The organism is Actinomadura alba, from assembly GCF_014323705.1.
In the GTDB taxonomy this organism is placed as follows: domain Bacteria; phylum Actinomycetota; class Actinomycetes; order Streptosporangiales; family Streptosporangiaceae; genus Actinomadura_C; species Actinomadura_C alba.
Genome location: NZ_JABVEC010000022.1, coordinates 110,090 through 134,220, shown reverse-complemented (window position 1 = coordinate 134,220; position 24,131 = coordinate 110,090). Strand labels below are relative to the sequence as shown.

Genomic DNA, 24,131 nt, shown 5'->3' with positions numbered 1-24,131 from the left:
GGCGTGTCGGGGCATCATGCCGCGTGAAGACCCCGACACGCCGCGAGTCAACGAGGCCGGTGGCGAACCCTTGGCCGGTTCGGGTCGTCGTAGTCACCAGGTGGCCGGCTGATCGTGGGGGTTCGTTGATGAACAGGCGTGGGCTTCTCGTCGCAGGCGGGCTGGGCATCCTCGGGGCGGCCGGATCGGGCGTGGGGCTGGTCGAGGCGAACGTGCTGCCGGGCAAGGTCCCGCTCGATCGCGCGCTGGGCCGGTGCGGGGACGCCCCGCCGGTGCCCGCGGCACGCGCGACCGTACGGCAGGAGACGTTCCGGTCGGCGGCCCGCGGCCGGGACGTCCGCCTGGTGATCGCGACACCCCGGGCCACGGCGGCGGGCCCGCTGCCCGTGGTCATCGCGTTGCACGGCTGGGGCGGCGACGCGCGCAGCGTGCTGACGCAGGCGCTCGACCGCCACCTCGCCCAGGCCCACGCCCAAGGAATTCCGCCCTTCGCCGTTGTCGGCGTCGACGGCGGCGAGATGTACTGGCATCCGCGCGCCTCGGGTGACGACCCGCATCGGATGATCACTGCGGAGGTGCTGCCCCGGCTGCGCCGGGAGGGCCTGCGCACCGACCGGATCGGGGTGATGGGGTGGTCGATGGGCGGGTACGGTGCGCTGCTCCTCGGCCAGTCCCTCGGGCCGTCGCGGGTGGGCGCGATCGTCGCCTCGTCACCGGCCGTCTTCACGTCCTATGACGACGCGCGGGCGACCAACACCCGGGCGTTCGACGACGCCGACGACTTCGCCCGGCATGACGTGCGAGCGGCGCTCGGCCGCCTGCGAGGGATTCCGACGTGGGTCGACTGCGGGCGCAGTGATCCTTTCACCGGGACGGCGAGACGCCTGCGCGCAGGGCTCGGGAACCCGGCGGGAGGGCTCTTCGGCGGTTGCCACGACAACACGTACTGGCAGCGCCGTGCCCCCGCCCAGCTGACGTTCCTCGGCCGGGAACTCGGCTGAGCCACCGACGTGACACGCCGCTCGGCGGTCAGCCCCGCGTCCCCGCCCAGCTGGCGTTCCTCGGCCGGCAGCTCGGCTGAGCCACCGGCATGACACGCCGCTCGGCCGGTCAGCGGCGGGGGTCCACGTGGATCTTCGGGCCCGGGCCCGCACCCGGAGGTCGCCGGCCGGCGAGCACGTCACCTGTCCCGGCCAGCCCGACGGTCGCGGCGACCAGCGGTTCGGGATCGACCAACCCGGAGGCGTAGTGCTCGATGGCGCCCGCGAGCCCCGGCGAGGCGCTGAGGATCCCCACCGCCGTGACGTCCTTGAGCACGAGGATCCGCGTGTCGATCGTGCTGGGCCGCGACGACAGGCCGATGTAGACCACGCGGCGACCGGGCTCGACGAGGTCGAGCGCCGCCGCCGGCACGCTCCGGTCGTTGGTGGCGTCGATCATTGCGTCGTACGGCAGCCTCGGCAGATCGTCGATCGTCCAGGCCCTGTCCACGCCGAGTGCGCGCGCGTGCTCGAGCGACTCCGGCGACGGGCCGACCACGTGCACCTCGACGCCGTGCGCGGCGGCGAACCTGGCGGCGAGCAGGCCGATGGCGCCCGGCCCCCATACGACCGCGCGCATCCCCGGCTCCAGGGCAGCGGCCTCGACGGCGCGCAGCGCGTTGCCGCCGGGCTCCACCATCGCACCGGCGACGGCTCCGATGGCGTCGGGCAGCGCGTGCAGGGCGGTGGCGGGCACCGCCAGCCGCTCCGCGAGCGCACCGGGCCGGCCGCCCCGGATGCCGATCTCGTACCGTCGCTCGCACACGTGCTGGCGCCCGCTCCGGCAGCGGTGGCAGTGCCCGCAGCCGAGCATCGTGTCGCCGGTGACGCGCCGTCCGAGCCAGCCGGTGTCGACGCCCGCTCCGACCTCCGAGACCACGCCGCACCACTCGTGGCCCAGCCGCATCGGATAGGCGGCATGGCCGTCGCGCAGATAGGCCATCTCGCCGGTGAAGAACTCGACGTCGGTGCCGCAGACACCGACACGGTCCACGTCGACGACGACCTGGCCGGGTTCGGCGACCGGCACCGGGACCCGCTCGACGCCACCCCGGCCCGGGCCGTGCAGGACGAACGCCCGCATCGAATCCGAGCTCACGACGCGCTCACCCCACCCGGCTAAGGCGCTGACCGGGCCCGAGGGTGAACCCGGAGACGTCTTCTCTGGGCGACGGGATAGAACTAATGTCGGGCATGTTCGTGATCGTAGAGGCGTTCCGGCAACGGGAAGAAGCTCTGATCGTGTGAACGAGCTCCGCAGCGCGCAGTGGTACTCCGGCGACGACCGCAATTCCTATATCCACCGGGCCTGGATGCGACGTGGCCTGCCGGGATCGGCCCTCGGCGGACGACCCCAGATCGCGATAGCGAACACCGCGTCCGACCTCACGCCCTGCAACTCCCACCTCAACGAGGTCGCCGCGAGCGTGAAGGACGGCATCTGGGCGGCCGGTGGCACGCCGCTCAACCTGCCGGTCCTCTCCCTCGGCGAGACGCAGGTGCGCCCGACCGCGATGCTGTGGCGCAACCTCGCCGCGATGGCGACCGAGGAGATGCTCCGGGCCAATCCGATCGACGGCGTCGTCCTGCTCGGTGGCTGCGACAAGACCATCCCGTCGCTGCTCATGGCGGCCGCCTCGGTGGACCTTCCCGCGGTCGTGGTGCCGGGTGGGCCGATGCTCACCGGGCACTTCCGCGGCGCGCCGCTCGGCTGCGGCACGGATGTGTGGCGGCTCAGCGAGGAGGTCCGGGCCGGCACGCTGCCCCCGGAGGCGTTCCTAGAGTCCGAGTCCTCCATGATCCGCAGCCGGGGCCACTGCAACACGATGGGGACCGCCTCGACGATGGCCTGCATGGCGGAGGCGCTCGGCGCCACGCTGCCCGGCATCGCGGGTACGCCGGCGCCCGACAGCCGGCTGCTCGAGCAGGCCCACGAGACCGGCCGGCTGGCCGTGGAGCTGGTCGAGCGGGACCGCCGCCCGAGCGATGTGCTGACCCGCTCCTCGTTCCTCAACGCCATCGTGGCGCTGGCCGCCATCGGCGGCTCGACCAACGCGGTCGTCCACCTGCTGGCGATCGCGGGCCGGCTCGGCGTGGACCTCGGCCTCGACGACTTCGACCGCACCGGCAGCGGCGTACCCCTGCTCGTGGACCTGCAGCCGTCCGGCCGGCATCTGATGGACGACCTGCACCGGGCCGGCGGGCTGCTCGCCGTGCTGCGCGAGGTACGTGACCTGCTCGATCCGGATGCCCTCACCGTCACCGGCAGGCCGCTCGTCGACCATCTCGAAGACGCGCGAATCTGGGACGAGACGGTCATCCGCCCTCGCGGTGCCCCACTGCGGCCGGACGCGGGGATCGCCGTGCTGCGCGGCAACCTGGCGCCGGACGGTGCCGTCATCAAGCCCGCCGCGGCCTCACCCGAGCTGCTGCGCCACCGCGGCCGGGCCGTGGTCTTCGACAGCGTCGAGGACCTGCACGCCCGCCTCGACTCCCCCGACCTCGACGTGGACGAGACCTGCGTGCTCGTGCTGCGCGGCTGCGGGCCGAAGGGGTACCCCGGCATGCCCGAGGTCGGCAACATGCCGCTGCCCGCCAAGGTGCTGGCGAAGGGCGTACGCGACATGGTGCGGATCAGCGACGCCCGCATGAGCGGCACCGCCTACGGCACCGTCGTGCTGCACACGGCGCCGGAGGCCGCGGCGGGCGGTCCGCTGGGCCTGGTCCGTACCGGTGACATGATCATCCTGGATGTCCCGGGGCGCCGCCTGGACGTGGAGGTCCCGGCCGACGAACTCGGCCGGCGGGGCGACGCCGAGGCGTCCAAGGCGGCCTACGCCGCCCCCGTCGGCGGCTGGGAACGCCTGTACGTCGATCACGTCCAGCAGGCCGACCGGGGCGCCGACCTGGATTTCCTCGTCGGTTCCCGTGGGCACCAGGTGAGCCGCGAGTCGCACTGACGGCTCACCCGGCGGTCACTTCACGATCTGCAGGACCGCCATCATCCCCATGTCCTGATGGCTCCGCATGGCGCAGTGGAACACCACCTTGCCCGGGTGCCCGGTGAACCGCAGCCGGATGACGACGTGTCCGCGCTCAGGAAGGGTGACCGTGTCCTGCCAGCTGTGCGCGTTGTGCGGCCGGCCGTTGACGCTCATCAGCTGGAACCCCTTCGTGTGCACGTGGAACGCCTGCTGCGCGTCGGTGGGGTTGCGTACGGTCCACTCCTCCACCGTGCCCAGCCGGGACCGGATGTCGACCCGTTCGGGGTTGAAGTAGCGGCCCATGGCGAAGAACCGGTTCGCCGTCCGGTCGGGCGAGAACACCACCGTGCGGTGCGCCGCGACCGGCTCCTGGCTCAGATCGCGCATGGTCGCGAACGTGACCGGCAGGGCGGCGCACGATACGGGTGTGCCCGCGGACACCGCGGTGGCCAGGGTGCGGTGCGGGAAGCGGCCCGCCGCCGCCCCCGCGTTGTACGGCAGTGTCTCGAGCTCGGTATGGCCCGGCCGGCCGCCCTCGACCAGCACGTCGTAGCGCGCACCCGCCGGGATGACCAGCGAGTCGGCGGACCAGATCCGCTCGACCGGGTTGCCGTCCTGAGCGATCACCTGGAAGCGCTGGCCGCGAAGGTGCAGCCGGTAGTAGTCGCCGGCACTGATGTTGGCCAGCCGCCATAACTGCGTCTCGCCCGGGCGGATCCGGATCACCGGATTGATCTGGCCGTTCACCGCGCCGCCGATCCCGGCGCCGCCGCGGACGTCGTGCCCGCGCCCCGGGGCGGCCGCCCCCTGGACGTCCTTCAACGCGATGACGCGCTCGGTGATGTTGCGGAGATTCGGCGGCAGGTGCCGGCGCAGCCCGTCGACGACGATGATGCCCGACATGCCGTCGGTGGCCTCGGTCGCCATGGGCGGCTGGGCGTACGAGTGGTACCAGTACGTGCCCGGCATGAGGGTGCGCGGGAACCGGAAGACGTGATGGAAGGTCTGGCCCGGCTGGATGTGCAGAAACGCGTCGGACCCGCGCACCGGCGTGGCCTCGAACCCGAGCACGTGGAGGTTGGTGAGCGGGTGGACCTTGTTCACCATCGTGAAGTCCATCCGGTCCCCCGGCTGCAGGCGCAGCGTCGGCGGCATGTAGTAGCCGTTGTAGGTCAGCGCCCACAACGTGCGGCCGGCCACCCGGACCTGCCGCCGCTCCACCACGATGCGCACCCGCAGCACGCCGTTGCCGCTCACGTACTGCGGCGGATCACGCAGCGGCGCCCCCTGAGGCACCTGGGCGGCCTTGCGCACCAGTGCCGTCTCGCCGACGTCGCAGGCGCCGATGCCGGCCAGGGCGATCATCGCGGCGACCGCGAAGCCGGATGCCCGAGCCCAAGATCGCACCACAACCCCCGAATGAAAGCGGTATATCGCAAGAGGTGAACCCCCCCTGCGACATCACTACCCAAAGTAGGCAAGTGACAACCGTGAGTGTCGGCGGCCGGCCCGGATCACCGCCGAGGACCGGCGCGCCCTGTCCCGCTGTTCTGGGCGCACGTCAATCCCTACGGCCGGTTCCGCCTGGACATGGACACCCGCCTGGACCTAGGCGCAGGTGGTGGCTGAGGAAGCCCCCGTGTGCGGGTAGGACGTGGTCTGAAGGGGATCGGCTGCTACAGCACGGTGGGGCTGCGGCGTTCGATGAGGACGACGTTGCGCCACCGTCCGTGGTGGCGGCCGATCCTTTCGCGGGTGCCGATGGTGCGGAACCCGGCGGCATGGTGCAGGCGCAGGCTGGCGGTGTTCTCGGGGAAGATCCCCGATTGGATGGTCCAGATCCCGGCGGCCTCGGTGGAGGCGACGAACGCGTTCAACAGGGCGGCGCCGACGCCGCGTCCGCGGGCGCCGGGGTGGATGTAGACCGAGTGCTCGACGACGCCGGCGTAGACGCATCGGTCGGACACCGCGGTGGCGGCGATCCAGCCCAGTACCTGCTCGGGTGCGTGCGGGCCGGCGCCGGTGCGGGTGGCGACGTAGCGGTGGTGGGGCAGCTTGGTGGTGTCGAAGGCGGGCCAGGTGGGGGCGGTGGTCTCGAAGCTGGCGTGACCGGTGTCCAGGCCCAGCTGGTAGATCACCAGGACCTGGTCGGCGTCGCGCGGGGTCATGGGCCGGATGACGATGCCGTCCGGCCCAGCCGGTTCGGTATGCGCCGGGGGGGTCATTGCGGGTCCGGTGCGCTGTCGCCCGGGGCCGGGATGCCGGGTTTGGTGGCTTGGATGATGGCCGAGCGCAGGCCGTCGTCGGCGCAACTGGTCGGGGTGATGGTGATGGCGGCAAATCCGGCCTGCTGAAGGAGCTCCTGGTAGGCGTTGGCGGTGAGGGTGTCGCTGGTGCAGCCGGCGCGGCGATGCACCCGCGGGCTGGGATCGGTTCCGGCCGAGGCGGCGGGGACAGTGGCATAGGGGCGGCGGCCGTGCTGGTTCCACAGGGCTGCGGCGAGCTGAGACCGGGCGGAGTTGTGGGTGCACACGAACACCACCCGGGCGGCAGCCCGGGTCAGCACCGACACCGCGGAGTTGAGCCCGGCCAGCGCGGCGGGCACCAGCCGCACGTAGGTGCGCCGCCGGTCGGCCTCGGAGCGGGCGCGCTGCACCAGCCCGGCCTCGGTCAGCACCTTCAGGTGGTGGGCCAGCAGGTTGGACGGCAGGCCGAGCGCCTGCCCCAGCTCGCCAGGGGAGGCATCACCCAGCACCAGGGCGTCGACCACCGCCAGCCGGGCGGGCTCGGCCAGGGCCGCGTGGATCGCGGCCCGCTCCTCAAGACTCATTATCTCAACCATGATTGACTCAATCCTCATTGAGGCAATGTCTCCGGCGTCAAGGGCCGGCAGCGAATCTCGAGGTGGGGGCTGCCGCGTGCCAGGGAGGGTCAGGTGTCGAGGAGTTCCTTGGCCAGGTTCTCCACGCGGGCGCGGATCTCGTCGCGGATGGGGCGGACGGCCTCCACGCCCTGGCCTGCGGGGTCGTCGAGGGTCCAGTCCAGGTAGCGCTTGCCGGGGAAGACCGGGCAGACGTCGCCGCAGCCCATGGTGATGCACACGTCCGAGGACTGGACCGCCTCGACGGTCAGCACCTTGGGCACCTCGGCGGCGATGTCGATGCCTACCTCGCTCATCGCCTCGACCACGGCGGGGTTGACGGCTTCAGCGGGGGCCGAGCCCGCGGAGCGGACCTCGATGCGGTCGCCGGCCAGGTGGGTGAGGAAGGCGGCGGCCATCTGGGACCGGCCCGCGTTGTGGACGCAGACGAACAGCACACTGGGCTTGTCGGACACGGGCTTCTCGGACACCAGCGGATTCCTCTCGGGTGACGGGTCGGGCGATCAGGCCGGGTGATCGGGTCGCCGGGCCGGTGGCCTGCGCGAACCGGCACTGCTAACGTAACAGCCCATGATGACATCAGCGGAAACTGATGCGTTGGATCTTGAGACGCTCAAGCTGCTGGCCGACCCGCTGCGCGCCCAGATCGTCGCGCTGCTGGCGCGGGAGTCGCTGTGCGTGTGCCACATCGTGGAGGAGACCGGCGCGCAGCAGACCAACATCTCCAACCACCTGCGCGCCCTGCGCCGCGCCGGGCTCGTGGACACCGAACCGTCCGGCCGCTACGTCTACTACCGGCTGCGCCCCCACGCCATCGAGGCCCTCGCCGCCCAGCTCGGCGAACTCGCAAGCACCGCCGCCCGCTCCAGCGACCAGAAGAGGCCCTGCCCATGACCGCCCCGCCGGAGTTGACCACCGCACCCGGCCAGGACGCGGCCATCGAGCCGCGGCAGCTGCCGCTGGCGCGCCGGGCGCTGGCCGAACTCCTCGGCACCGCGCTGCTGGTGGCCGTGGTCGTCGGCTCGGGGATCATGGCCGTGCAGCTGTCCCCCCACGATGTGGGGCTGCAGCTGCTGGAGAACTCCACCGCCACCGTGTTCGGCCTAGCCGCGCTCATCCTGATCTTCGGCCCCGTGTCCGGCGCGCATTTCAACCCGGTCGTCACGGCCGCCGACTGCCTCCTGCAGGGCCGCCCCCTACGGGACCTGGCCGCCTACGTTCCCGCGCAGATCGCCGGGGCGATCGGCGGGGCCGTGCTGGCCAACCTGATGTTCGACCTGTCGGCGGTCACGGCCTCCCACCATGACCGCGCTGAGGCGCACCTGTGGCTCGGCGAGGTCGTGGCCACCCTCGGGCTGATCATCCTGATCTTCTCGCTGGTCCGCACAGAACGGACCGCACTGGCCGCGCCCGCGGTCGGCGCCTACATCGGCGCGGCTTACTGGTTCACCAGTTCGACGTCCTTCGCCAACCCCGCCGTCACGATCGGCCGCGCGTTCAGCGACACCTTCGCCGGGATCGCGCCCGCCTCCGTCCCCGGCTTCGTGATCGCCCAGCTGGCAGGCGCGGCCATCGGCGCGGCGCTGGTGCTGATCTTCTACCCGGGCCGGGTGCTCGTGCGGCGCTGATCAGCAGCCGTACGGTACGGCGTTCCGGTCTTATCGGCCGGTGGGCGGGCAGCAGGTACGCACGGCGTCGGCGCCGACACCCGCCACGTCCTGACCCGGCTCCGCAAGCAGGCCCGCGCCGCCGGCCGCGCACTGGTCACCACGCGCCGGTGACCGTCCGGTGACCGCCATGGCCGCGCATTCGGGTGTCGGTCAGGCCGAGGTGAGAGCGGGCAGCGCAAACAAGCCGGACAGCCGGGTCAGCGCTTCGGGGATCACCCGGTAGTACACCCAGGTCCCGCGTCGCTCGCCCTCGATCAGTCCGGCCTGGCGCAGCACCTTCAGATGGTGGGAGATCGTCGGCGCGGTCAGCTCGAACGCCCCGGTCAGATCGCACACGCACACCTCGCCGCCCGGTCCCGAGGCGATCAGGTTCACCAGCCGCAACCGCACGGGATCGGCCAGCGCCTTGAACACCTTCGCCAGTTCGGCCGCCTCCTCCTCGCCCATCACCGGGCCGCTGAGCGGCGCGCAGCACGCCGACGCGGAGACGTCCTCAACATCCAGCAACTTAGACATGCATCTAATTTGACATCTATCTATACACGGAGGCAAACTCAAGGCATCTCCTGATTAGAAGTTCATCGAAACAAGGAGCTTGAGACGGGCCCGGCGCGGCCGCGGCTGTCGCCCTCGGCCTCCACCTCGGCCAAGACACCGACCCGGAGTTCGATCCGCACCCCAAGGAGGAATCACCTATGTCTCGAGTCCAGCTCGCCCTGCGCGTCTCCGACCTGGAAGGCTCGATCGCCTTCTACTCCAAGTTGTTCGGCGCCGAACCGGCCAAGCTGCGGCCCGGCTACGCCAACTTCGCCATCGCCGAGCCGCCGCTCAAGCTCGTCCTGATCGAAGGCGAAGCCGGCCAGCCCACCCGGATGGACCACCTCGGCGTCGAGGTCGAGGACTCCGGCCAGGTCACCGACGCCACCCAGCGGCTCTCCGACGCCAGCCTGGCCACCTTCGAGGAGAACGACACCTCCTGCTGCTACGCCCTGCAGGACAAGGTGTGGGTCACCGGCCCCGGCAACGAACCCTGGGAGGTGTACGTGGTCAAGGCCGACGCCGACACCCTCGGCAAGAGCGCCGCACCCGCCGCCGACAGCGACGCCTGCTGCGGCACCACCGCCTGCTGCACCCCCGACGAACAGGTCATCGACCCCGCCCAGATTCCGGCCGAGGCCAAAGCCGCCGCCGGATGCGGCTGCAGCAGCTGACCCGCACACGAGAGCCACCGACTCCGGTCGCCCGGCGGCCGCGTCCGCTTCGGATGCGGCCGCTTCCCCTTTCCAGCGGTGTTCGGGCGGCGATTCCAGCATCGGAACGAAAGGTCGGGACGCGCCCGACGGCCCGCGATCGTGTTCACCGGCGCGACCCGCAACTCCCTGGTCGTGCTCCCCTGGCGCTGGCCCTGCCGGAGAGATCGTGATTGCCGCGGTCGTGGTCGTGGCCCAGACCCTGGTGGAGGTCGTCGGCATGGTGATCTACGTGCGGGTCGTCCCCCGCCTCCTGCCCGCACCGGCGGCCACGATCACGCCACGATCGTGATCGGCTAACCCGCGCCCTTCTTCCCCACCGTCGCGGTGTCGGCGGCCGTGCAGCTGCAGTCGCTCCCGCCACTGCACCCGCCCTTCCCACCGGTCCCGGTGGTTCCAGCGGTGGTGCAGCCGGGACGGCGGGACCGCCGGTAGCCGGCCCACCCGAACGCCGCCGCGGCCGTGACGGCCAGGACGACCGCGATGGCGGGCATCCGGTCGGCCAGGAACACCGCCGTCCCACCCGACAGGACCCCGGCGGCGATCAGCACCGGGAGGGCGCAGCAGGCGACGCACGCCACCGCCGCCAGCGCGCCGAGGCCGGTGCCGGTCTTGGACGTCGTCATCCGAAGCTCCTTCACTCCTGGTCTCGCTGGGTGGGGCGGTCGGGGTGGGCGAGGTCGGCGAACGGAAGCGGACAGCACGGCTGCCCCGCACAGGCGATCAGGTCGTCGCAGCCGGCGTCGATCGCCTCCCGCAGCGTGGCGCGGATGATCTCCAGGTCGGCGATGCGTTCCTCGACCTCGATCAGCTTCAGCCGCGCCCGCTCCAGCAGGCCCGCGTCACGGCGCCCGTGCTGATGCGTCCCGGTCTCCAGCAGGTCGGCGACCTCCTCCAGGGTGAACCCGAGCCGCTGCGCCGTCTTGATCACCCGCAGGACCGTGACGGCCTCGGCAGGGTAGAGGCGGTGCCCGCCCAGCGTCCGCTCCGGCTCGGCGAGCAGGCCGCGACGTTCGTAATAGCGCAGGGTCTGCGGGTTCACCCCGGCCGCCTGTGCGACCTCGCTGGACCGCAGCCCCTCATACGGGCCGCTCATCCGGCCCACGTCCGGGCGACGGTCTCCGGCGGCGCGTTCCGCTCCGCCAGCGTCTGCATCCCGTCCAGCGTCGGGTCGGCGTCCTGCGGCGCCGTCACCTCCACCACCAGCCCGGCCTCGGTCCTGGCGTAGGAGAAGCCCAGAAACGCGCAGCACTGCTCCTCCTGACCGAACAGGTCCCGGATCTCCGCCTCCCGCCGAGCGTCGGCGTCGAACGTCAGCCGCAGCAACAGCGGCTCGCGCTCCACCCCCGTCAGCCCGCGGGCGAACAGGCTCTCGAACTCCGTCAGCCGATCCACCATCCGGTTCGGCGACAACGTGCACATGATCGGCACCTCAGACCCAGCCATCACCCGGCTCCGTCCCGGCCACCCCTGCTGCGGCCACACCCCGACGGTAAGCCTGTACCCCGGTACCGGATGCAAGCTGTTCCGCGAACTGTTCCGATCCCGAGCCCGCACGACGCTCCATCCGCCGCCGCTACGCCGAAGGCGAGGTCTCCCTCGCCGACCTGGCCACCGAGTACAGCGTCGGACGCTCCACCATCCACCGCATCATCCACGGCCCAGCCGACGGAAAGAGCTGACCGACTCACGTCCCACCTCGGCTAACACGCACTTTGCGGCTCACCGTAGCTATAGGAGACTCCGGGCCTCGATCAATTGCCCGAAGGACTTCGCCCGCGGATCCAGGAGACGCCTCGCCCGCCGACGCCCGAGGCATCCCGTCGCGGACGCGCGCCGGTGGGAAGGTCCGGAGAGTTCGAGTACTTCGTCATGTTCGCAACCTCGCCCACATTATTTTTCCGCCGGTCTCGACGCGCTGGGATCCGTGTTCGTCGCTGAGCATTCCGACCAGATAAAGGCCCCTGCCGGATTCCGCGTTCGGGCTCGGCGGCGTTTCTCCGCCAATGGCGGGCGTGGTGTCGTCGGAGTCCCAGACGCCGAGGGAAACGGCGTCCTCTTCCCGCGCCAGTACCAGCAGCACGACCTTTCCCGGCGTCGCCGCCACGGCATTCGTCACGAGCTCGGAAACGATCAGTCTCGCGTTCTCCACGAAGGGACGGAGACTCCAGCTCATCAGCGTGACCTCGGTGAGCGTCCGCGCCTCCGTGACCCGATCGGGCGTCGCGACGAAAGAGAACCGCGCTTTCATCGTCCCGCGAGATACCGCACCCGGAGACGCCGTGCCCGACCGCACTCCACCCGGAAACACTCTACGCGGCGGCCTTACTCCACTCCGACGACGCGGCGGTGGCGGCCCGCCTGACCCGTCAGAGCATCCTCACCAGAGAGAATCCGCCGCCGCCTCACCTGGTCTGCGTACTCGACGAGGGCGTGCTCTATCGCGAGATCGGTAGCCCCAAGGTGATGCGTGAACAGCTCGAACATCTCGTCGCCTCGGTATCCGATCGCGTGAGCGTTCAGATCGTCCCCTCCCGCCAGCATCGCGGCATCTCCGGATCGTTCGTGCTCGCTACTCTGGACGACAGGTCCGAGGTAGCTTATGTGGAGACGGCCGCTCTCGGCATGACGATGGGTGACCCGAAAACCCTCACGACCCTCAACGAGTCATTCGACAGAATTCGCTCCCAGGCACTGCCCGTGGACATGTCGATAGAGCTCATCACCAGAACGGCGGAACGGAAATGGACCTGACAGGCGCCCAATGGCGCACGTCGCGCCGCAGCACCGACAACGGGGGGCAGTGCGTCGAGGTCGCGGCGCTTCCCAGTCACATCGCGGTCAGAGACAGCAAGAACCCGCGGGGCGGAATCCTTTCCTTCAGCCGCGAGGCGTTCGAGGGCCTCCTCACGGACATCAAGGCCGGGCGGCTGACCCCATAGCGCTGATCTCACCAACCACTTTGAAAGGTCTGACGAGGGCCCGGTCTCAGCATTCCGGGTGCTCGGCGAGGTGTTTCGCGTAGCGGTGCGAAGGAACGAGGATGGGCCCGGTGGCACCCGCGGCCGGATAGTCGAACGGGCCCTCATCGGTCCACCCGTTCCGCTCGTAGAACCTGCGGGCTCGCGCGTTGCCCGCGACCACCGCCAGCCACGCTCGCCGGTGGCCGTTCGATCCGACGAGACGTTCCGCCTCGGCGAGCAGGGCGGTCGCCACGCCGGTGCCGCGGTGATCTTCGGACACGTAGACCTGTTCGACCTCGTCGTCCACCACCATCACGAACCCCGCAACCGCGTCACCGGCGACCGCGACCACCGTGTCGCCGACGCGCTGCGCGGCGCGCGTTCCGAACGACTCGGGCGTGCGGGCCACGACGAGCTCGGCCGGAACGTTTCCCAGATGGCCGTCGCGCCATCCGCGCCACCAGATCCTCGCCACCGCCTCGGCGTCTTCCGCGCGTGCGGGACGAACCTCCACGGCCGCCTCTTCGGTCGTCATGTCGACCAATGTAATAAAAAGATCCATTCTCTAACGCGCCGGTGGGCGCGGCCGCGCGCACTGACACGGGAGGGATGGGTGACCGAACCGGCGGACGCCCCGCCCGATATCGTCACCCGGCTCCGGTCGGTGTGCCTCGGGCTGCCGGAGGCGTACGAGGAACCTGCGTGGGTGGGCACGCGCTGGCGGATCCGCAAGCGGACCTTCGCCCACGTCCTCGTGATCGACTCGGGACGGCCGCCGTCGTACGCCCGGGCCGCGGCGGCCGACGGCCCGATCACCGTGCTGACGTTCCGATCATCCGGTGCGGAACGCAACGCGCTGCGCAGCGCGGGTCATCCGTACTTCCTGCTCCCATGGGGCGCCGATGTCGTCGGCATGGTGCTCGACACCGGAGTCGACTGGGACGAGGTCGCGGAGCTCCTCACCGAGAGCTACTGCGTCCTGGCACCGAGGAAGCTGGTCGCGCTGGTCGAACGACCCGACGAGTGACCCGGCCCGCCGACTTACCGCCCGCCGGCCGACCGGCCCGCTGACGAGCGACCGGACCGAGGAGCCGTCAGCCTGTGATCGGGAGGTACACCCGGAACCGGGTGTCGCCGGGCGCGGACTCCACCCGGATCTCCCCGTGGTGCCGCACGACGATGCGGTGGGAGATGTCGAGTCCGAGACCGGTGCCCTCACCGACCGGCTTGGTGGTGAAGAACGGCTCGAAGATCCGTGGCCGGATCTCGGCCGGTATGCCGGGCCCGGTATCGGCTACCTCGACGAAGATCCGGTCGTCGACGCGGCCGGTGCGCACGGTGAGCGTCCCCGTCTCGCCCATCGCGCCGATCGCGTTGTCGATCAGGTTGGTCCACACCTGGTTGAGCTCGGCGGCGTACGCAGGGATCTTCGGAAGACCGCGGTCGAACTCCTTGACCAGCTTGATCCCGGCAGGGAACTTGCCGTGCAGCATGACCAGGGTGGCGATGAGGAGTTCGTGCACATCGGCGGTCTGGTGCGGGGACCGGTCGAGCCTGGAGTACTGCTTAGCCGCGCCGACGAGCCCGGAGATGCGCGTCACCGCGTCGTCGATCTCGCACATCAGCAGCTCGGTGTCGATCGTGTACGTCAGCCACCGCACGGCGCTGTCGAGGTTCTCCGTGCCGATCGTGCCGGCGACCCGTTCCAGCCACGGCGCGTCGAGGCCCCCGGCGACCAGCGTCGGCGCCAGATCCCAGCCTCCCGCGACTCCGTGCTCATCGAGCCAGTCGCCAACCTCGTCCTCGGCGTCCGAGGCCTCCAGGGCCGACAGCTCCGGAGCGCCGGCAGCGTGCTTGACCGCCTCTTCCTGCAGCTCGACGAGCCCGTGCAGCCGCTTGCCGTCCAACCGGCCGTCCGCGATCATCGCGAGCTTGTGCCGCATTCCCGCGACCCGCTCGCGCAACACCGACGTCGCCCGTACGGCTGCGGCGGCCGGGTTGTTCAGCTCGTGGGTGAGCCCGGCCGACAGCGCGCCGAGCGCGACCAGCCGTTCCCGCTCCCCGACGATCGTCTGGTTCTCTCGCATGCCGAAGAACAGGCCCTCCAGCAGGTGCATCGCCATCGGCGACCATTCCCGCACCGAGGCGGCGAAGGTCTCGGCGGGCAGGACGAACAGCTCGGTGTCGGTGATCGCCCGCAGGCTGTTGATGTAGACCTGATCGACCTGGTCGCCGAGGTAGGCCTGCGTCGCGCCGCCGTACACCCCGCGCTGCTCGGTGCGGGTGGTCTCGACCTCCTCGCCGTGCACCCGCCGGGTGATGGCGACCGTACCGCTCAGCACCACGTAGAAGCAGGTGGCCGGATCGCCCTGGGCGTACACAAGGTCGCCCGCCGGCCGGCTCTCCCGTCTGCCCTGCTCGGCGAGTTGCTCCAACTGGTCGCCGTTGAGCGACTCGAAGAGGAAGAGGGTGTGCAGTTCCTCCGTGGTCAGCCGCTCACGCTCACCGGTCATCTCGCCGCCTCATTCCGCCTCGCACCGCGCCGCGCCGCCGGTTCACTCGGCCTCCTGCCCCTTCAACAACGCCGTACCGCAGTTCATTGCGCCGGCTTTCACTGGGCCGCCAGGTAGCGGTGGACCAGCGCGACCGCCATCGCGCCCTCCCCCACCGCCGACGCGACGCGTTTGAGCGACTCCGACCGTACGTCGCCCGCGGCGAACACACCAGGGACGCTGGATTCCAGGTAGTAGGGATCGCGGGGAAGGGCCCATCCCGCGGGTCGTTCGCCCGCCGTGACCAGATCGGGCCCGGTCAGCACGAAACCGCGCTCGTCGCGGTGGACCACCTTCTCCAGCCAGTCCGTACGCGGCTGTGCGCCGATGAAGATGAACAGCCAGGAGGTGTCGATGGTGCGCGTCTCGCCCGACCGGGGGTCGCGGAGCGTGAGCCGTTCCAGCCGCCCGGCGCCCTCGGCGCCGGCCACCTCGACATACGTGTGCACCTCGATGTTGCCGATCCGTTCGATCTGCTCGATGAGGTACTGGGACATCGACCTGCGCAGGTCGCCGCCGCGGATGAGGATGTGCACTCTGGATGCGTACCGGGCGAAGTGCACGGCCGCCTGGCCCGCCGAATTCGCACCTCCGACGATGTAGACCTCCTCGCCGGAGCAGCTCGGCGCCTCGGTCGACGCCGAGCCGTAGAACACCCCGCTGCCGGTGAGCTCGGCCAGGCCCGGCGCTTCGAGCATGCGGTAGGAGACACCGGTCGCGAGCACGACCGCGTGGGTCGCGAGGCAGGTTCCGTCGCCGAAGCGCAGCAGCCGGCTCGATCCGGCCGGCTCCAGCCCGACGACCTCGCGGGTGGTGAGCAGCTCGGCCCCGAACTTCAGCGCCTGCCGGCGAGCGCGCTCGGTCAGCTGCGCACCGGACACTCCGTCGGGGAAGCCGAGGTAGTTCTCGATCCGGCTGCTCTGCCCGGCCTGCCCACCCGTGGCCCGCTGCTCGACGAGCACGGTGCGCAGCCCCTCCGAGGCGCCGTAGACGGCCGCGCCCAGCCCGGCCGGGCCGGCACCGACGACGACCAGATCGTAGAAATCACCCGTGGGCGTGGTGCTCAGCCCGACGTGCGCGGCCAGCTCGGTCTCGGTCGGCGTCACGAGCGTCTCGCCGTCCGTGGTGATGATCACCGGCAGCTCGCTCGCGTCCACCCCGGCGGCGGCCAGCAGCCGCTCGCCCTCCGGATCGTCGGCCTGCAGGTACCGGTACGGCACGAGGTTGCGGGCGAGGAAGTCGCGTGCCGCGAACGACGGCGCCGACCAGCGGTGCCCGATCACCCGGGTCTCGGCGATATCCCCGTCCGGGGTGGCCAGCCACGCGTCCAGCAGGGCATCGATGACCGGGTAGAGCTGCTCTTCCGGCGGGTTCCAGGGCTTGAGCAGGTAGTGGTCGAGATCGACCAGGTTGATCGCGTCGATGGCCGCCTCGGTGTCGGCGTACGCGGTCAGCAGCACCCGGCGGGCCAGCGGGAACAGGTCCATCGCCGACTCGAGGAACTGGATCCCGTTCATCTCGGGCATCCGGTAATCGGCGAGCAGCACCGCGACCCGCTCGCCGCGCAACTTGATCTCACGCAGAGCGTCGAGCGCGGCCGGACCGGAACCGGCCCTGACCACGCGATAACGATCGCCGTACCGGCGGCGAACGTCCCGGGCGACCGCCCGGGACACTACCGGATCGTCATCGACCGTCACGATTACCGGTTTTGTCATAGGTCCGATGACAGCAGACAACGCCCAGCCGCTCAACACGGACCCCCTGGTTAGGTGGCCGTCGAATGACAGGCATCGTTGATCGTGTAGTCGGATTTCCGACCTCCGGTGCGAAGGCAAAGCCCCTGTCGTTTGGGTGAACGGCGCCTTATCGCCCCGGCTCGTAGGCGTGGCCACCGGCTCACCACGAGGAGGGGTGTAGCTTCCCGGTGATCGTTTGAGGCCTCACGCATGCCCCCGCAGAAAGGATCGACCGACGATGACCACGACCATCGACAAGATCGCATGGATCCGCCTGGAGAACGGCAGGGTCCTCAGCACCCGATCACGCGGCAAGGACGTCTACTACCTCCCCGGCGGCAAACGGGAACCCGGCGAGACCGATCTCGACACCCTCATCCGCGAAATCGACGAGGAACTCGCCGTCACCATCATCCCGGCCAGCGCGACACATCTGGGCACCTTCCACGCACAGGCACACGGCCACCCCGACGGCATCACCGTCCAGATGACCTGCTACACCGCCGACCACCAAGGAACACCGACCCCCAGCAGCGAAATCGAAGAACTCATCTGGCTGACCCACGCCGATCGCCACCGCGTGTCCCCCGTCGACCAGCTCATCTTCGACCACCTGCACCAAACCGGCCTGCTCGACTGACACCTACCGATCACACGCGACCCAGCAACCGATCCGATCGCCCGCCCCGACCAGCCACACCTTGTTGGCCCAGCGGTCGAACTCGGCGTCGTGGGTGACCACGAACGTTCACCGGGTTTGATCAAAGGGTGTAACAGAATCCGGCGATTTGTTGTCGTCACTGCGTTTAGTTCGCCGTCCGAACGGGTTGTCGGAGGATGGTCTTGAGTTTGGCGGGCTCGGTTCGGCGGTGGTCGCTGAGGTAGATCTCATGGTGGTGCCCGGACATTCGCAGGTTGTCGGCGGCGAGGTACTCGCGATGGAGCCTGGCGAGTACGGGTCCTTCGTCGTCGTAGGGCCCGACATGCAGGAGTTGGGCGCTGGTGCCCTCCTTCAGGGTCTCCCGGCGGATGTCGGCGATCGTGGGGAGGCCCTTCTTCGCTAGCGCGGCCTGTTTGGCCTCGTCAATGAGGTCGTCAGTGATCCAGTCGGGCTGGCTGATGAGCATGCGCCAGTGCCAGGCGTCCTTGGCGCGGGTGGTGAACACCTCCGGGCGGTCGGACCACCACAGCCCTTCGAGCGGCCCGACGACGAAGTCCCTGCCGAGGGCGGCTTTGCTGGTGAACTTGATCGTGTAGGCGACGGCGTAGAGCGCCTCGACGGCGCGGGCGTAGTCGGCGCTGGTGTTGGGATCGCCGCGCCCGTCGACGGCGATGAACTGCTGTGCGGGCACGTCGACCAGCGCCCAGTCGGTGTTCCTTGGCGCATAGCACTGCTTGAGTTCTCGTTTGACGTCATAGCGGGTCATGGCCGTCTGTCCTTCTGGCGGGGGGCTTGTTGGGAGATTGGTTGCCGAGTTCGGCCAGTTCCGCCCGGTAGGCGGCCAGCCACTGTTGTTCGGCGGCCAGCTGGCCCAGCGCGTAGTCGAAGATGGCGCGGACGAAACCGGGCAGCTCAGGTTGGGCGTCGCGGGCCGCGCCGATGGTGGTGATCTTCTCCGTCAGGGCTGCGGCCCGCCGGTCGAGCGCGACCCGGAGGCGCTCGGGCGGAATGACCGGCTGGTTGGCCAGACCGACCAGGATGGGCGGGAACACCGGCCGGAGTTCGGCCACCGCCGCCTCGGCCGACCGCGCGCACGCCCGGTGCCCCTCGGCCGTTGGCTCGTATATCCGGCGGGCCTTTCCCCGCGCTGCTCGCGACGTGTCGATCTCGGCGATCAGGCCACGGTCACGGAGTCGGGCCAACAGGTAGTAGATCGAGCTGAAGCCGATCTCGGTCCACTCGCGCATACCGCGGGTGCTGATGACTTCGTCCAGTTCGTAGCCGTGTCTCGGCTTCTCCACGAGCAAGCCAAGCAAAGTCAGCTCGGCGGGCGTCAGGTCGGCAGTCACGCGTCTATTCTAGTACTAGAATAGACGCGTGGGCCCCTGGGGTGGTTGCCTCATCCCATGAGCTCTGAGACCGCCGGCCACACCTCCACAGGCGCGAAGGTGCCGGCACGGGAGCACACCAGCCGGCCGTTCGGGGCGAAGGTCATGGTGCGCACCGGCACCTGGCCCGGCCCGGGCTCTGGCCCCATTACCGCGAGCGGTTGCCCGCCTTGGTCAAGGAGGTAGGCGCGTCCGCCGTAGTCGACCGCCACGATCCCGTCCACCGGGTTCAGTGCCGCCAGGCAGGTGTGCAGGATGTCCTTTTCCGGGACCCAGGCAGCCCAGGGGCTCCAAGGAATCGCGCCCCAGCTCGTGAGCGGGCGCTGGCCGTTGAGGTCGCCCGCGCATAGTTGACCATCGGCCACCAGCAGGCGACCACGTACCGAGTCCATCAGCACGGTACGGATCCAGATCCCATTGTCATTCGCGGGAGATCGCAGCGGGGGGACGCGAGGGTCGGCGGCCCGCAGCGTACGTATCGGCGCTCCTGTGCATGGATCCCACAGCACGACCGAACGATCCCAGCTCATCGTGGCCACGTGGCGCTGGTCAGGGGACACCGCGACCCATAGCACCTCTTCGGTACCCGGCAGCGTGAACCGGCACGAGCCATCATCCAGATCCCACACCCGCGTCCCGTCCGCGGCCGCAGTGACCACGATCCGACCCGCCGCCGACACGGCCTGGATCGGGTGGGCGTGCCCGGGCAGCTCCATGGTCACCGTCCAGCGGGCCAGATCCCAGATCTGGACGTGGTACTGGCCGAAGGCACGCGCACTCGTGGCCATCAGCCGACCATCCGGGGCCACTGAGCCCAAGGAGCCCGCCGAGCGGGACCTCACCCGGACCACGTCGCCGGTGGACAGCGACACGGTGAAGAATCGACCGTAGTCGTCGATGACCACGCAGGTATCCCCGTCAGGGAGAATGGCACGCGCCTCGGGCATGCGCGCCCGCTCGATCTCAATCGTGCGCAGTGGTGTCAGAACTTCGATCAACGGCTTGCTCCACGGATTTGTGAGAACGCTCCAAAAGAACAACAGCCCACTAAAACACACGCCCACTCTGTCTGGGGGAACTCAACCTGAAAGTGGGACCCGCCACCGCTGGGTCGTCGCGGCGTCGGCGCGGTCCTCGGCGTGCGGAACGGCAGGATGCCCTGAACGCGGCACCAGAGCCTGGCTGTCGTGGGTGTTGGCAGCCAGGCTCTGCGGCGCGTCACCCCGAAATTGATTCGCTTCATGGGACAATCTCGGAGTGGCTCGCTACAACCGTTTCGTGGAGGAGTTGCTCGACTTCTTGCTGATACGGCTCGACGAGACCGGCTTTGCGCGGCTCGTCGTCCATGAACCGAAGCGGATGTCGGCCGCATATTTTGAGGGCGGCGGTGGCCGTGCAGAGACGCGAGGGGCAACGTTCACGGGCTGCGCAACATGCTCGCAGATTCCCCCTGGCTCGCTCTTCGCCAGTTACGTCCACATCAACGTCGAAGAATGGCCATGCCTGCATGTCCGGTCCCTGGCGCTGCCGTTTGCCGGTGACCCGGACTACCGTGACGGGTGGAGGCCAGACCATGCCGTTTTCGCTTCCGGGAAGCTCGTCCACCAAGATGACGATTGCCAATGGCCCCATCAACTCCCGCTGCCCTAAGAACTCCCCAGTGCAGCAACGCGATGCTGAAACATGGAGAGTCCCGCACCATGGAAGGCATAGAGGCGCATCGTGCCCTGCTGGGTCGGCTGCTGCCCGACGACGCACTCGACGAGCTCACCCTCCGGCGAGGACAGTTTCATGACGTGGTGATGGGCTCGGACCGGGTCGTGTGCTTCGCCCGCACCAAGGCGGCGGCCGGCCGACTGCATGAGCGCGCGGCCGTGCTGCGGGTGCTCACCGAGCTCGACCTCGGCTTCCGTACGCCCGAGCCGCTGTTCGAGGGTGGTGCGCAGGGCACGGGTGAGCCGCCGTTCCTGGTCCTCGGCCGAATCCCCGGAGCGCCGCTGGAGTTCGGCACGTTCGTGGATTCCGAGGTGGCCGAGGCGGTGGCTGTGGAGTACGCCACGTTGCTGGCCGGACTGGCCCGCGCAGGTGCCGATGAGAAGGTACGAGCGGCACTGCCGCATGCGCCGAAAGATCGGTGGCAGCGGTTCGCGGCCGACGTCCGCGCCGACCTGTTCGTACTCATGTCCGGCAGCGGGCGGCGACGCGCCGAGCGGGAGCTCGCGGCGCTCGGCGGCCTTCCCCACCTCACCGGGGCGGTCGTACACGGTGACCTGGGCGGTGCGAACATCCTCTGGGAATTCACCGGTGGGCGGCCAAGGCTGACCGGAGTGATCGACTGGGATGAGGTCGCCCTCGGTGATCCAGCCGAGGATCTCGCGGCCATCAGCACCGGTCATGGCGATGACCTCTTGGGCCGGGTGCTCGCGCTGGGCGGCTGGTCGGAGAAGAGCATGGGCGCCCGCGTCGCCGCGATCCGCGGCACCTTCGCGCTCCAGCAGGCTCTCTACGCACGCCGCGACGGCGACGAGGCAGCCTTGGCGGACGGTCTGACCGGCTACCGCTGAGCGCATACGGCTTCGTTGGCGGCACCGCGCATCCGGAAGTCGCGCAGTGTCGCGAAGCTCGCCCCTCCTTCGGCAGAACACACCCCTGCTCGCCCCAGGTCCAGAGTGTGATCCGGTTGCGAGCTGGGTACAGATTGAACGGGCCTGATCCGACCGGCTCGAACACCTCCGAGGTCGCGTCGGCCGGCAGGCCCACCAAATCGGCGCCGGATCACCGCGCCGAGGTCGACCTGGTCCCGAGGGTGCGGCCGAAGAGCCGCAGATGGCGGGCCACAGCGCGCCAGCCCAGCATTGTCACACCGAGGAAGATCAGCGATACGACGGCGAACGCGAGCGCGGTCCCCTGACCCGACACCGCGCGCAGCACCATGCCCAGAGCCACCGTCGCGAGCCACACCGCGACGCCCACCGGAACGAGCCCGGCGGGGTTCCGCCACGCACGGGACGCCGCCCAACCGGCCGCCATGCCCACCAGGAAGGGCCATGCCGTCGTCGCCGCGCCCGCGAGCGAGCCGGCCTCATCGTGACTGGACCGTCCGATCACCACAAAGACGATCACACAGCAGAGGTCCAGCGCCGCCGCCACCATCACGCGCATGCGCCCAGCGTATTGCGCACCTCTCACCGCTCGCGGGCACCCCGTCCGCGGCAGGGAGCGTGAAAGTTTCACGCGCCCTGCCACGGGAGCCCACGCCGTTCTCGCTGGTGGGGATGGTCGATTCGATGGAATTCGACGGCGGTTCGACGCGGTCCGCGGGTCGAACCGTTTGCAGGGTGACGCCGCACGCCTAGGGTCGAGATTCCTGGGAGCGCTCCCACGCGCTTCCGCAGCCCGCTCAGCGTGCGCTGTCCCACCCCGCCACGAGGTTGCCCGATGAAACGTCAGATCATCTCCGCGGTTCTCCTCCTGCTCGGCTCGATCCTCACGCCGGTGCTCGGCGCCGGTCCCGCCGGGGCCGACGTGGTCATCTGCGAGAAGTACGGTTCGACCACCATCCAGGGCGGCCGGTACGTCGTACAGAACAACAACTGGGGCGACGACACGACACAGTGCATCAACGTCACCGACACCGGCTTCTCGGTGACGACGGCGAGTCACGACAAGCCGCAGAACGGCGCGCCGGGCTCCTACCCCTCGGTCTACGCCGGCTGTCACTACGCGAACTGCTCGTCCGGCAGCGGGCTGCCCATGCAGGCCTCCGACAGCCGCTTCAACTCGATCCAGACCAGCGTGAGCATGTCGTACGCGCAGAACGCCGGGGTCTACGACGCCGCCTACGACATCTGGTTCGACCCGACACCGCGTACGGACGGCCAGAACACCGGCGCTGAGCTCATGATCTGGCTGAACCACACCGGCTCGGTGCAGCCGGTCGGCTCCAGGGTCGGCACGGTCAGTCTGGCCGGCGCCACCTGGGACGTCTGGTTCGGCAACATCGGCTGGAACGTGGTCTCGTACGTGCGGACCCAGTCGACGGCCTCGATCGCCTTCCCGGTGCGCACCTTCTACGACGACGCCGTGAGCCGCGGATACGCCCAGCGCTCGTGGTACCTCACCAGCGTCCAGGCCGGATTCGAACCATGGGTCGGCGGCGTGGGCCTCGCCGTGAACGACTTCTCCTACAGCGTCGGGGGCGGCGGCGGGGCGGACACCACCGCGCCCAGCACGCCCACCGGCCTCAGCGCCTCGGGCGTCACGTCCAGCGGCGCGTCGTTGAGCTGGAGCGCGTCGACCGACAACGTGGGCGTGGCCGGATACGACGTCTACCGCGCTCAGGGCGGGGGTGCCTTCACCCAGGTCGGCACGGCCTCGGGCACGTCCTACACCGCCACCGGCCTGTCCCCCGCGACCACGTACTCCTTCTATGTACGGGCCCGCGACGCGGCCGGCAACGTGTCCGGCAACTCGAGCACGGCCTCGGTGACCACCCTGAGCGGCGGCGGGGGCGGCGGCTCGTGCCGGGTGACGTACGGCAAGAACGAGTGGTCCGGCGGCTTCACCGCCAACGTCACCATCGCCAACACCGGCACCGCCGCCGTCAACGGCTGGACGCTGACGTTCTCGTTCGCCGGCGACCAGCGCGTCACCAACGCCTGGAACGCGGGCGTCACCCAGAGCGGTGCCGCGGTGACCGCCAGGAACGTCGCCCACAACGCGTCGATCCCGGCCGGGGGCAGCACCTCGTTCGGCTTCCAGGGCACCTGGAGCGGCGGCAACCCCGCGCCGACCGCGTTCAGCCTCAACGGCTCGGCGTGTACGACGAGCTGACCGAGACCCGACCGCCGAAGGAGCGTGTCGTCCGGCGCTGCCCGCCCTGAGAAGAGCACTCACGACGCCGGCCTGACGGGCCGATGACACGAGGAGCCCTCAACGCCCTGCATGATGTTCGGGTGGACATTCCTGGCCAGGTGCGCCTGATCGGTCTCGACGACCAGAAC

The 24,131-nt window shown here is 69.9% G+C and carries 30 protein-coding genes; 13 read left to right on the top strand and 17 right to left on the bottom strand.

Annotated features, from left to right (window positions below; translation table 11 throughout):
- The first annotated feature begins 128 nt into the window (after nt 1-128).
- The gene (locus HKK74_RS26300) at nt 129-1,001 is read left to right on the top strand and encodes an alpha/beta hydrolase (protein ID WP_187246018.1); all 873 of its coding nucleotides are present in this window, start codon (nt 129-131) and stop codon (nt 999-1,001) included.
- 109 nt (nt 1,002-1,110) lie between these two features.
- Here the strand turns inward: HKK74_RS26300 and HKK74_RS26295 are convergent, their stop codons facing one another.
- A complete protein-coding gene (locus HKK74_RS26295; RefSeq protein ID WP_312881772.1) occupies nt 1,111-2,139 on the bottom strand; it encodes a zinc-dependent alcohol dehydrogenase in 1,029 nt (342 codons plus the stop codon).
- A 145-nt stretch (nt 2,140-2,284) separates the two neighbouring features.
- On the opposite strand from HKK74_RS26295, the gene HKK74_RS26290 reads away from it, so the two are divergent.
- Complete coding sequence (locus HKK74_RS26290; RefSeq protein ID WP_187246017.1) at nt 2,285-4,000, top strand: IlvD/Edd family dehydratase; 1,716 nt, start codon at nt 2,285-2,287, stop codon at nt 3,998-4,000.
- Nucleotides 4,001-4,015: 15 nt separating this feature from the next.
- Here the strand turns inward: HKK74_RS26290 and HKK74_RS26285 are convergent, their stop codons facing one another.
- The 4 genes from HKK74_RS26285 to HKK74_RS26270 all read right to left on the bottom strand — a co-directional run bounded on the left by HKK74_RS26285 (nt 4,016) and on the right by HKK74_RS26270 (nt 7,375).
- Nucleotides 4,016-5,431 (bottom strand): multicopper oxidase family protein, encoded by a 1,416-nt coding sequence (locus HKK74_RS26285; protein ID WP_222722744.1) that lies wholly within the window; start codon nt 5,429-5,431, stop codon nt 4,016-4,018.
- 269 nt (nt 5,432-5,700) lie between these two features.
- Nucleotides 5,701-6,249, bottom strand: coding sequence for a GNAT family N-acetyltransferase (locus HKK74_RS26280; RefSeq protein WP_187246016.1), 549 nt, complete (start codon nt 6,247-6,249; stop codon nt 5,701-5,703).
- Entirely contained in the window at nt 6,246-6,854 is a 609-nt protein-coding gene (locus HKK74_RS26275) for a helix-turn-helix domain-containing protein (RefSeq protein ID WP_246491992.1), read from the bottom strand. Before HKK74_RS26275 ends, HKK74_RS26280 begins: the two co-directional genes overlap by 4 nt.
- 101 nt (nt 6,855-6,955) lie before the next feature.
- Nucleotides 6,956-7,375 (bottom strand): arsenate reductase ArsC, encoded by a 420-nt coding sequence (locus HKK74_RS26270; protein ID WP_312881769.1) that lies wholly within the window; start codon nt 7,373-7,375, stop codon nt 6,956-6,958.
- Nucleotides 7,376-7,502: 127 nt separating this feature from the next.
- On the opposite strand from HKK74_RS26270, the gene HKK74_RS26265 reads away from it, so the two are divergent.
- Complete coding sequence (locus HKK74_RS26265) at nt 7,503-7,799, top strand: ArsR/SmtB family transcription factor (protein WP_376771557.1); 297 nt, start codon at nt 7,503-7,505, stop codon at nt 7,797-7,799.
- A complete protein-coding gene (locus HKK74_RS26260; protein ID WP_187246013.1) occupies nt 7,796-8,533 on the top strand; it encodes an aquaporin in 738 nt (245 codons plus the stop codon). The genes HKK74_RS26265 and HKK74_RS26260 overlap by 4 nt, the downstream gene beginning before the upstream one ends.
- Nucleotides 8,534-8,725: 192 nt before the next feature.
- On the opposite strand, the gene HKK74_RS26255 is transcribed toward HKK74_RS26260, so the two are convergent.
- Complete coding sequence (locus HKK74_RS26255; RefSeq protein ID WP_187246012.1) at nt 8,726-9,091, bottom strand: ArsR/SmtB family transcription factor; 366 nt, start codon at nt 9,089-9,091, stop codon at nt 8,726-8,728.
- Between the two features lie 179 nt (nt 9,092-9,270).
- Between HKK74_RS26255 and HKK74_RS26250 the strand changes: the two genes are divergently transcribed.
- Nucleotides 9,271-9,786 (top strand): ArsI/CadI family heavy metal resistance metalloenzyme, encoded by a 516-nt coding sequence (locus HKK74_RS26250; RefSeq protein ID WP_187246011.1) that lies wholly within the window; start codon nt 9,271-9,273, stop codon nt 9,784-9,786.
- 208 nt (nt 9,787-9,994) lie between these two features.
- On the top strand, nt 9,995-10,117 hold the full coding sequence (locus HKK74_RS41045) for a hypothetical protein (protein WP_281398022.1): 123 nt from the start codon (nt 9,995-9,997) through the stop codon (nt 10,115-10,117).
- A 4-nt stretch (nt 10,118-10,121) separates the two neighbouring features.
- Here the strand turns inward: HKK74_RS41045 and merT are convergent, their stop codons facing one another.
- The 4 genes from merT to HKK74_RS26230 form a co-directional block, all read right to left on the bottom strand.
- Nucleotides 10,122-10,451 (bottom strand): mercuric ion transporter MerT, encoded by a 330-nt coding sequence (gene merT, locus HKK74_RS26245; protein WP_187246010.1) that lies wholly within the window; start codon nt 10,449-10,451, stop codon nt 10,122-10,124.
- Nucleotides 10,452-10,462: 11 nt separating this feature from the next.
- Nucleotides 10,463-10,921, bottom strand: a complete 459-nt coding sequence (locus HKK74_RS26240; protein ID WP_187246009.1) for a MerR family transcriptional regulator — start codon at nt 10,919-10,921, stop codon at nt 10,463-10,465.
- Nucleotides 10,918-11,271: a hypothetical protein gene (locus HKK74_RS26235; RefSeq protein ID WP_222722743.1), complete on the bottom strand. Its 354-nt coding sequence runs from the start codon at nt 11,269-11,271 to the stop codon at nt 10,918-10,920. The genes HKK74_RS26240 and HKK74_RS26235 overlap by 4 nt, the downstream gene beginning before the upstream one ends.
- A gap of 424 nt (nt 11,272-11,695) precedes the next feature.
- Nucleotides 11,696-12,076 (bottom strand): ATP-binding protein, encoded by a 381-nt coding sequence (locus HKK74_RS26230; protein WP_187246007.1) that lies wholly within the window; start codon nt 12,074-12,076, stop codon nt 11,696-11,698.
- Nucleotides 12,077-12,174: 98 nt separating this feature from the next.
- Here HKK74_RS26230 and HKK74_RS26225 point away from each other — a divergent pair, with 98 nt between their 5' ends.
- Together HKK74_RS26225 and HKK74_RS26220 are read left to right on the top strand one after the other, a co-directional pair.
- Nucleotides 12,175-12,579: a DUF5753 domain-containing protein gene (locus HKK74_RS26225; protein ID WP_187246006.1), complete on the top strand. Its 405-nt coding sequence runs from the start codon at nt 12,175-12,177 to the stop codon at nt 12,577-12,579.
- Nucleotides 12,570-12,767 (top strand): DUF397 domain-containing protein, encoded by a 198-nt coding sequence (locus tag HKK74_RS26220; protein WP_187246005.1) that lies wholly within the window; start codon nt 12,570-12,572, stop codon nt 12,765-12,767. Before HKK74_RS26225 ends, HKK74_RS26220 begins: the two co-directional genes overlap by 10 nt.
- 46 nt (nt 12,768-12,813) lie before the next feature.
- On the opposite strand, the gene HKK74_RS26215 is transcribed toward HKK74_RS26220, so the two are convergent.
- A complete protein-coding gene (locus HKK74_RS26215) occupies nt 12,814-13,323 on the bottom strand; it encodes a GNAT family N-acetyltransferase (RefSeq protein ID WP_187246004.1) in 510 nt (169 codons plus the stop codon).
- A gap of 78 nt (nt 13,324-13,401) precedes the next feature.
- On the opposite strand from HKK74_RS26215, the gene HKK74_RS26210 reads away from it, so the two are divergent.
- Nucleotides 13,402-13,815 carry an MmcQ/YjbR family DNA-binding protein gene (locus HKK74_RS26210; RefSeq protein WP_187246003.1) on the top strand — a complete coding sequence of 138 codons (414 nt, stop codon included), beginning with the start codon at nt 13,402-13,404 and terminating at the stop codon, nt 13,813-13,815.
- 67 nt (nt 13,816-13,882) lie between these two features.
- Here HKK74_RS26210 and HKK74_RS26205 read toward each other — a convergent pair whose 3' ends face one another.
- A complete protein-coding gene (locus tag HKK74_RS26205) occupies nt 13,883-15,301 on the bottom strand; it encodes an ATP-binding protein (RefSeq protein WP_187246002.1) in 1,419 nt (472 codons plus the stop codon).
- A 98-nt stretch (nt 15,302-15,399) separates the two neighbouring features.
- Complete coding sequence (locus HKK74_RS26200) at nt 15,400-17,058, bottom strand: NAD(P)/FAD-dependent oxidoreductase (protein WP_187246001.1); 1,659 nt, start codon at nt 17,056-17,058, stop codon at nt 15,400-15,402.
- A 259-nt stretch (nt 17,059-17,317) separates the two neighbouring features.
- Here HKK74_RS26200 and HKK74_RS26195 point away from each other — a divergent pair, with 259 nt between their 5' ends.
- Nucleotides 17,318-17,719, top strand: a complete 402-nt coding sequence (locus HKK74_RS26195) for an NUDIX hydrolase (protein ID WP_187246000.1) — start codon at nt 17,318-17,320, stop codon at nt 17,717-17,719.
- Nucleotides 17,720-17,885: 166 nt separating this feature from the next.
- Here HKK74_RS26195 and HKK74_RS26190 read toward each other — a convergent pair whose 3' ends face one another.
- From HKK74_RS26190 to HKK74_RS26180, 3 genes are read right to left on the bottom strand one after another with little or no spacing between them, the layout of a single operon-like run.
- Nucleotides 17,886-18,506 (bottom strand): GyrI-like domain-containing protein, encoded by a 621-nt coding sequence (locus tag HKK74_RS26190; RefSeq protein WP_187245999.1) that lies wholly within the window; start codon nt 18,504-18,506, stop codon nt 17,886-17,888.
- On the bottom strand, nt 18,493-19,089 hold the full coding sequence (locus HKK74_RS26185; RefSeq protein WP_187245998.1) for a PadR family transcriptional regulator: 597 nt from the start codon (nt 19,087-19,089) through the stop codon (nt 18,493-18,495). The genes HKK74_RS26190 and HKK74_RS26185 overlap by 14 nt, the downstream gene beginning before the upstream one ends.
- A 50-nt stretch (nt 19,090-19,139) precedes the next feature.
- Complete coding sequence (locus HKK74_RS26180) at nt 19,140-20,126, bottom strand: WD40 repeat domain-containing protein (protein ID WP_187245997.1); 987 nt, start codon at nt 20,124-20,126, stop codon at nt 19,140-19,142.
- A 259-nt stretch (nt 20,127-20,385) separates the two neighbouring features.
- On the opposite strand from HKK74_RS26180, the gene HKK74_RS26175 reads away from it, so the two are divergent.
- Together HKK74_RS26175 and vph are read left to right on the top strand one after the other, a co-directional pair.
- Nucleotides 20,386-20,778, top strand: a complete 393-nt coding sequence (locus tag HKK74_RS26175) for a hypothetical protein (protein ID WP_187245996.1) — start codon at nt 20,386-20,388, stop codon at nt 20,776-20,778.
- A gap of 50 nt (nt 20,779-20,828) precedes the next feature.
- Nucleotides 20,829-21,692, top strand: a complete 864-nt coding sequence (vph, locus tag HKK74_RS26170) for a viomycin phosphotransferase (protein ID WP_187245995.1) — start codon at nt 20,829-20,831, stop codon at nt 21,690-21,692.
- A 211-nt stretch (nt 21,693-21,903) separates the two neighbouring features.
- On the opposite strand, the gene HKK74_RS26165 is transcribed toward vph, so the two are convergent.
- On the bottom strand, nt 21,904-22,290 hold the full coding sequence (locus HKK74_RS26165; RefSeq protein WP_187245994.1) for a DUF3054 domain-containing protein: 387 nt from the start codon (nt 22,288-22,290) through the stop codon (nt 21,904-21,906).
- A gap of 276 nt (nt 22,291-22,566) precedes the next feature.
- Between HKK74_RS26165 and HKK74_RS26160 the strand changes: the two genes are divergently transcribed.
- Nucleotides 22,567-23,961, top strand: coding sequence for a GH12 family glycosyl hydrolase domain-containing protein (locus HKK74_RS26160; protein WP_187245993.1), 1,395 nt, complete (start codon nt 22,567-22,569; stop codon nt 23,959-23,961).
- Nucleotides 23,962-24,131: the final 170 nt, after the last annotated feature.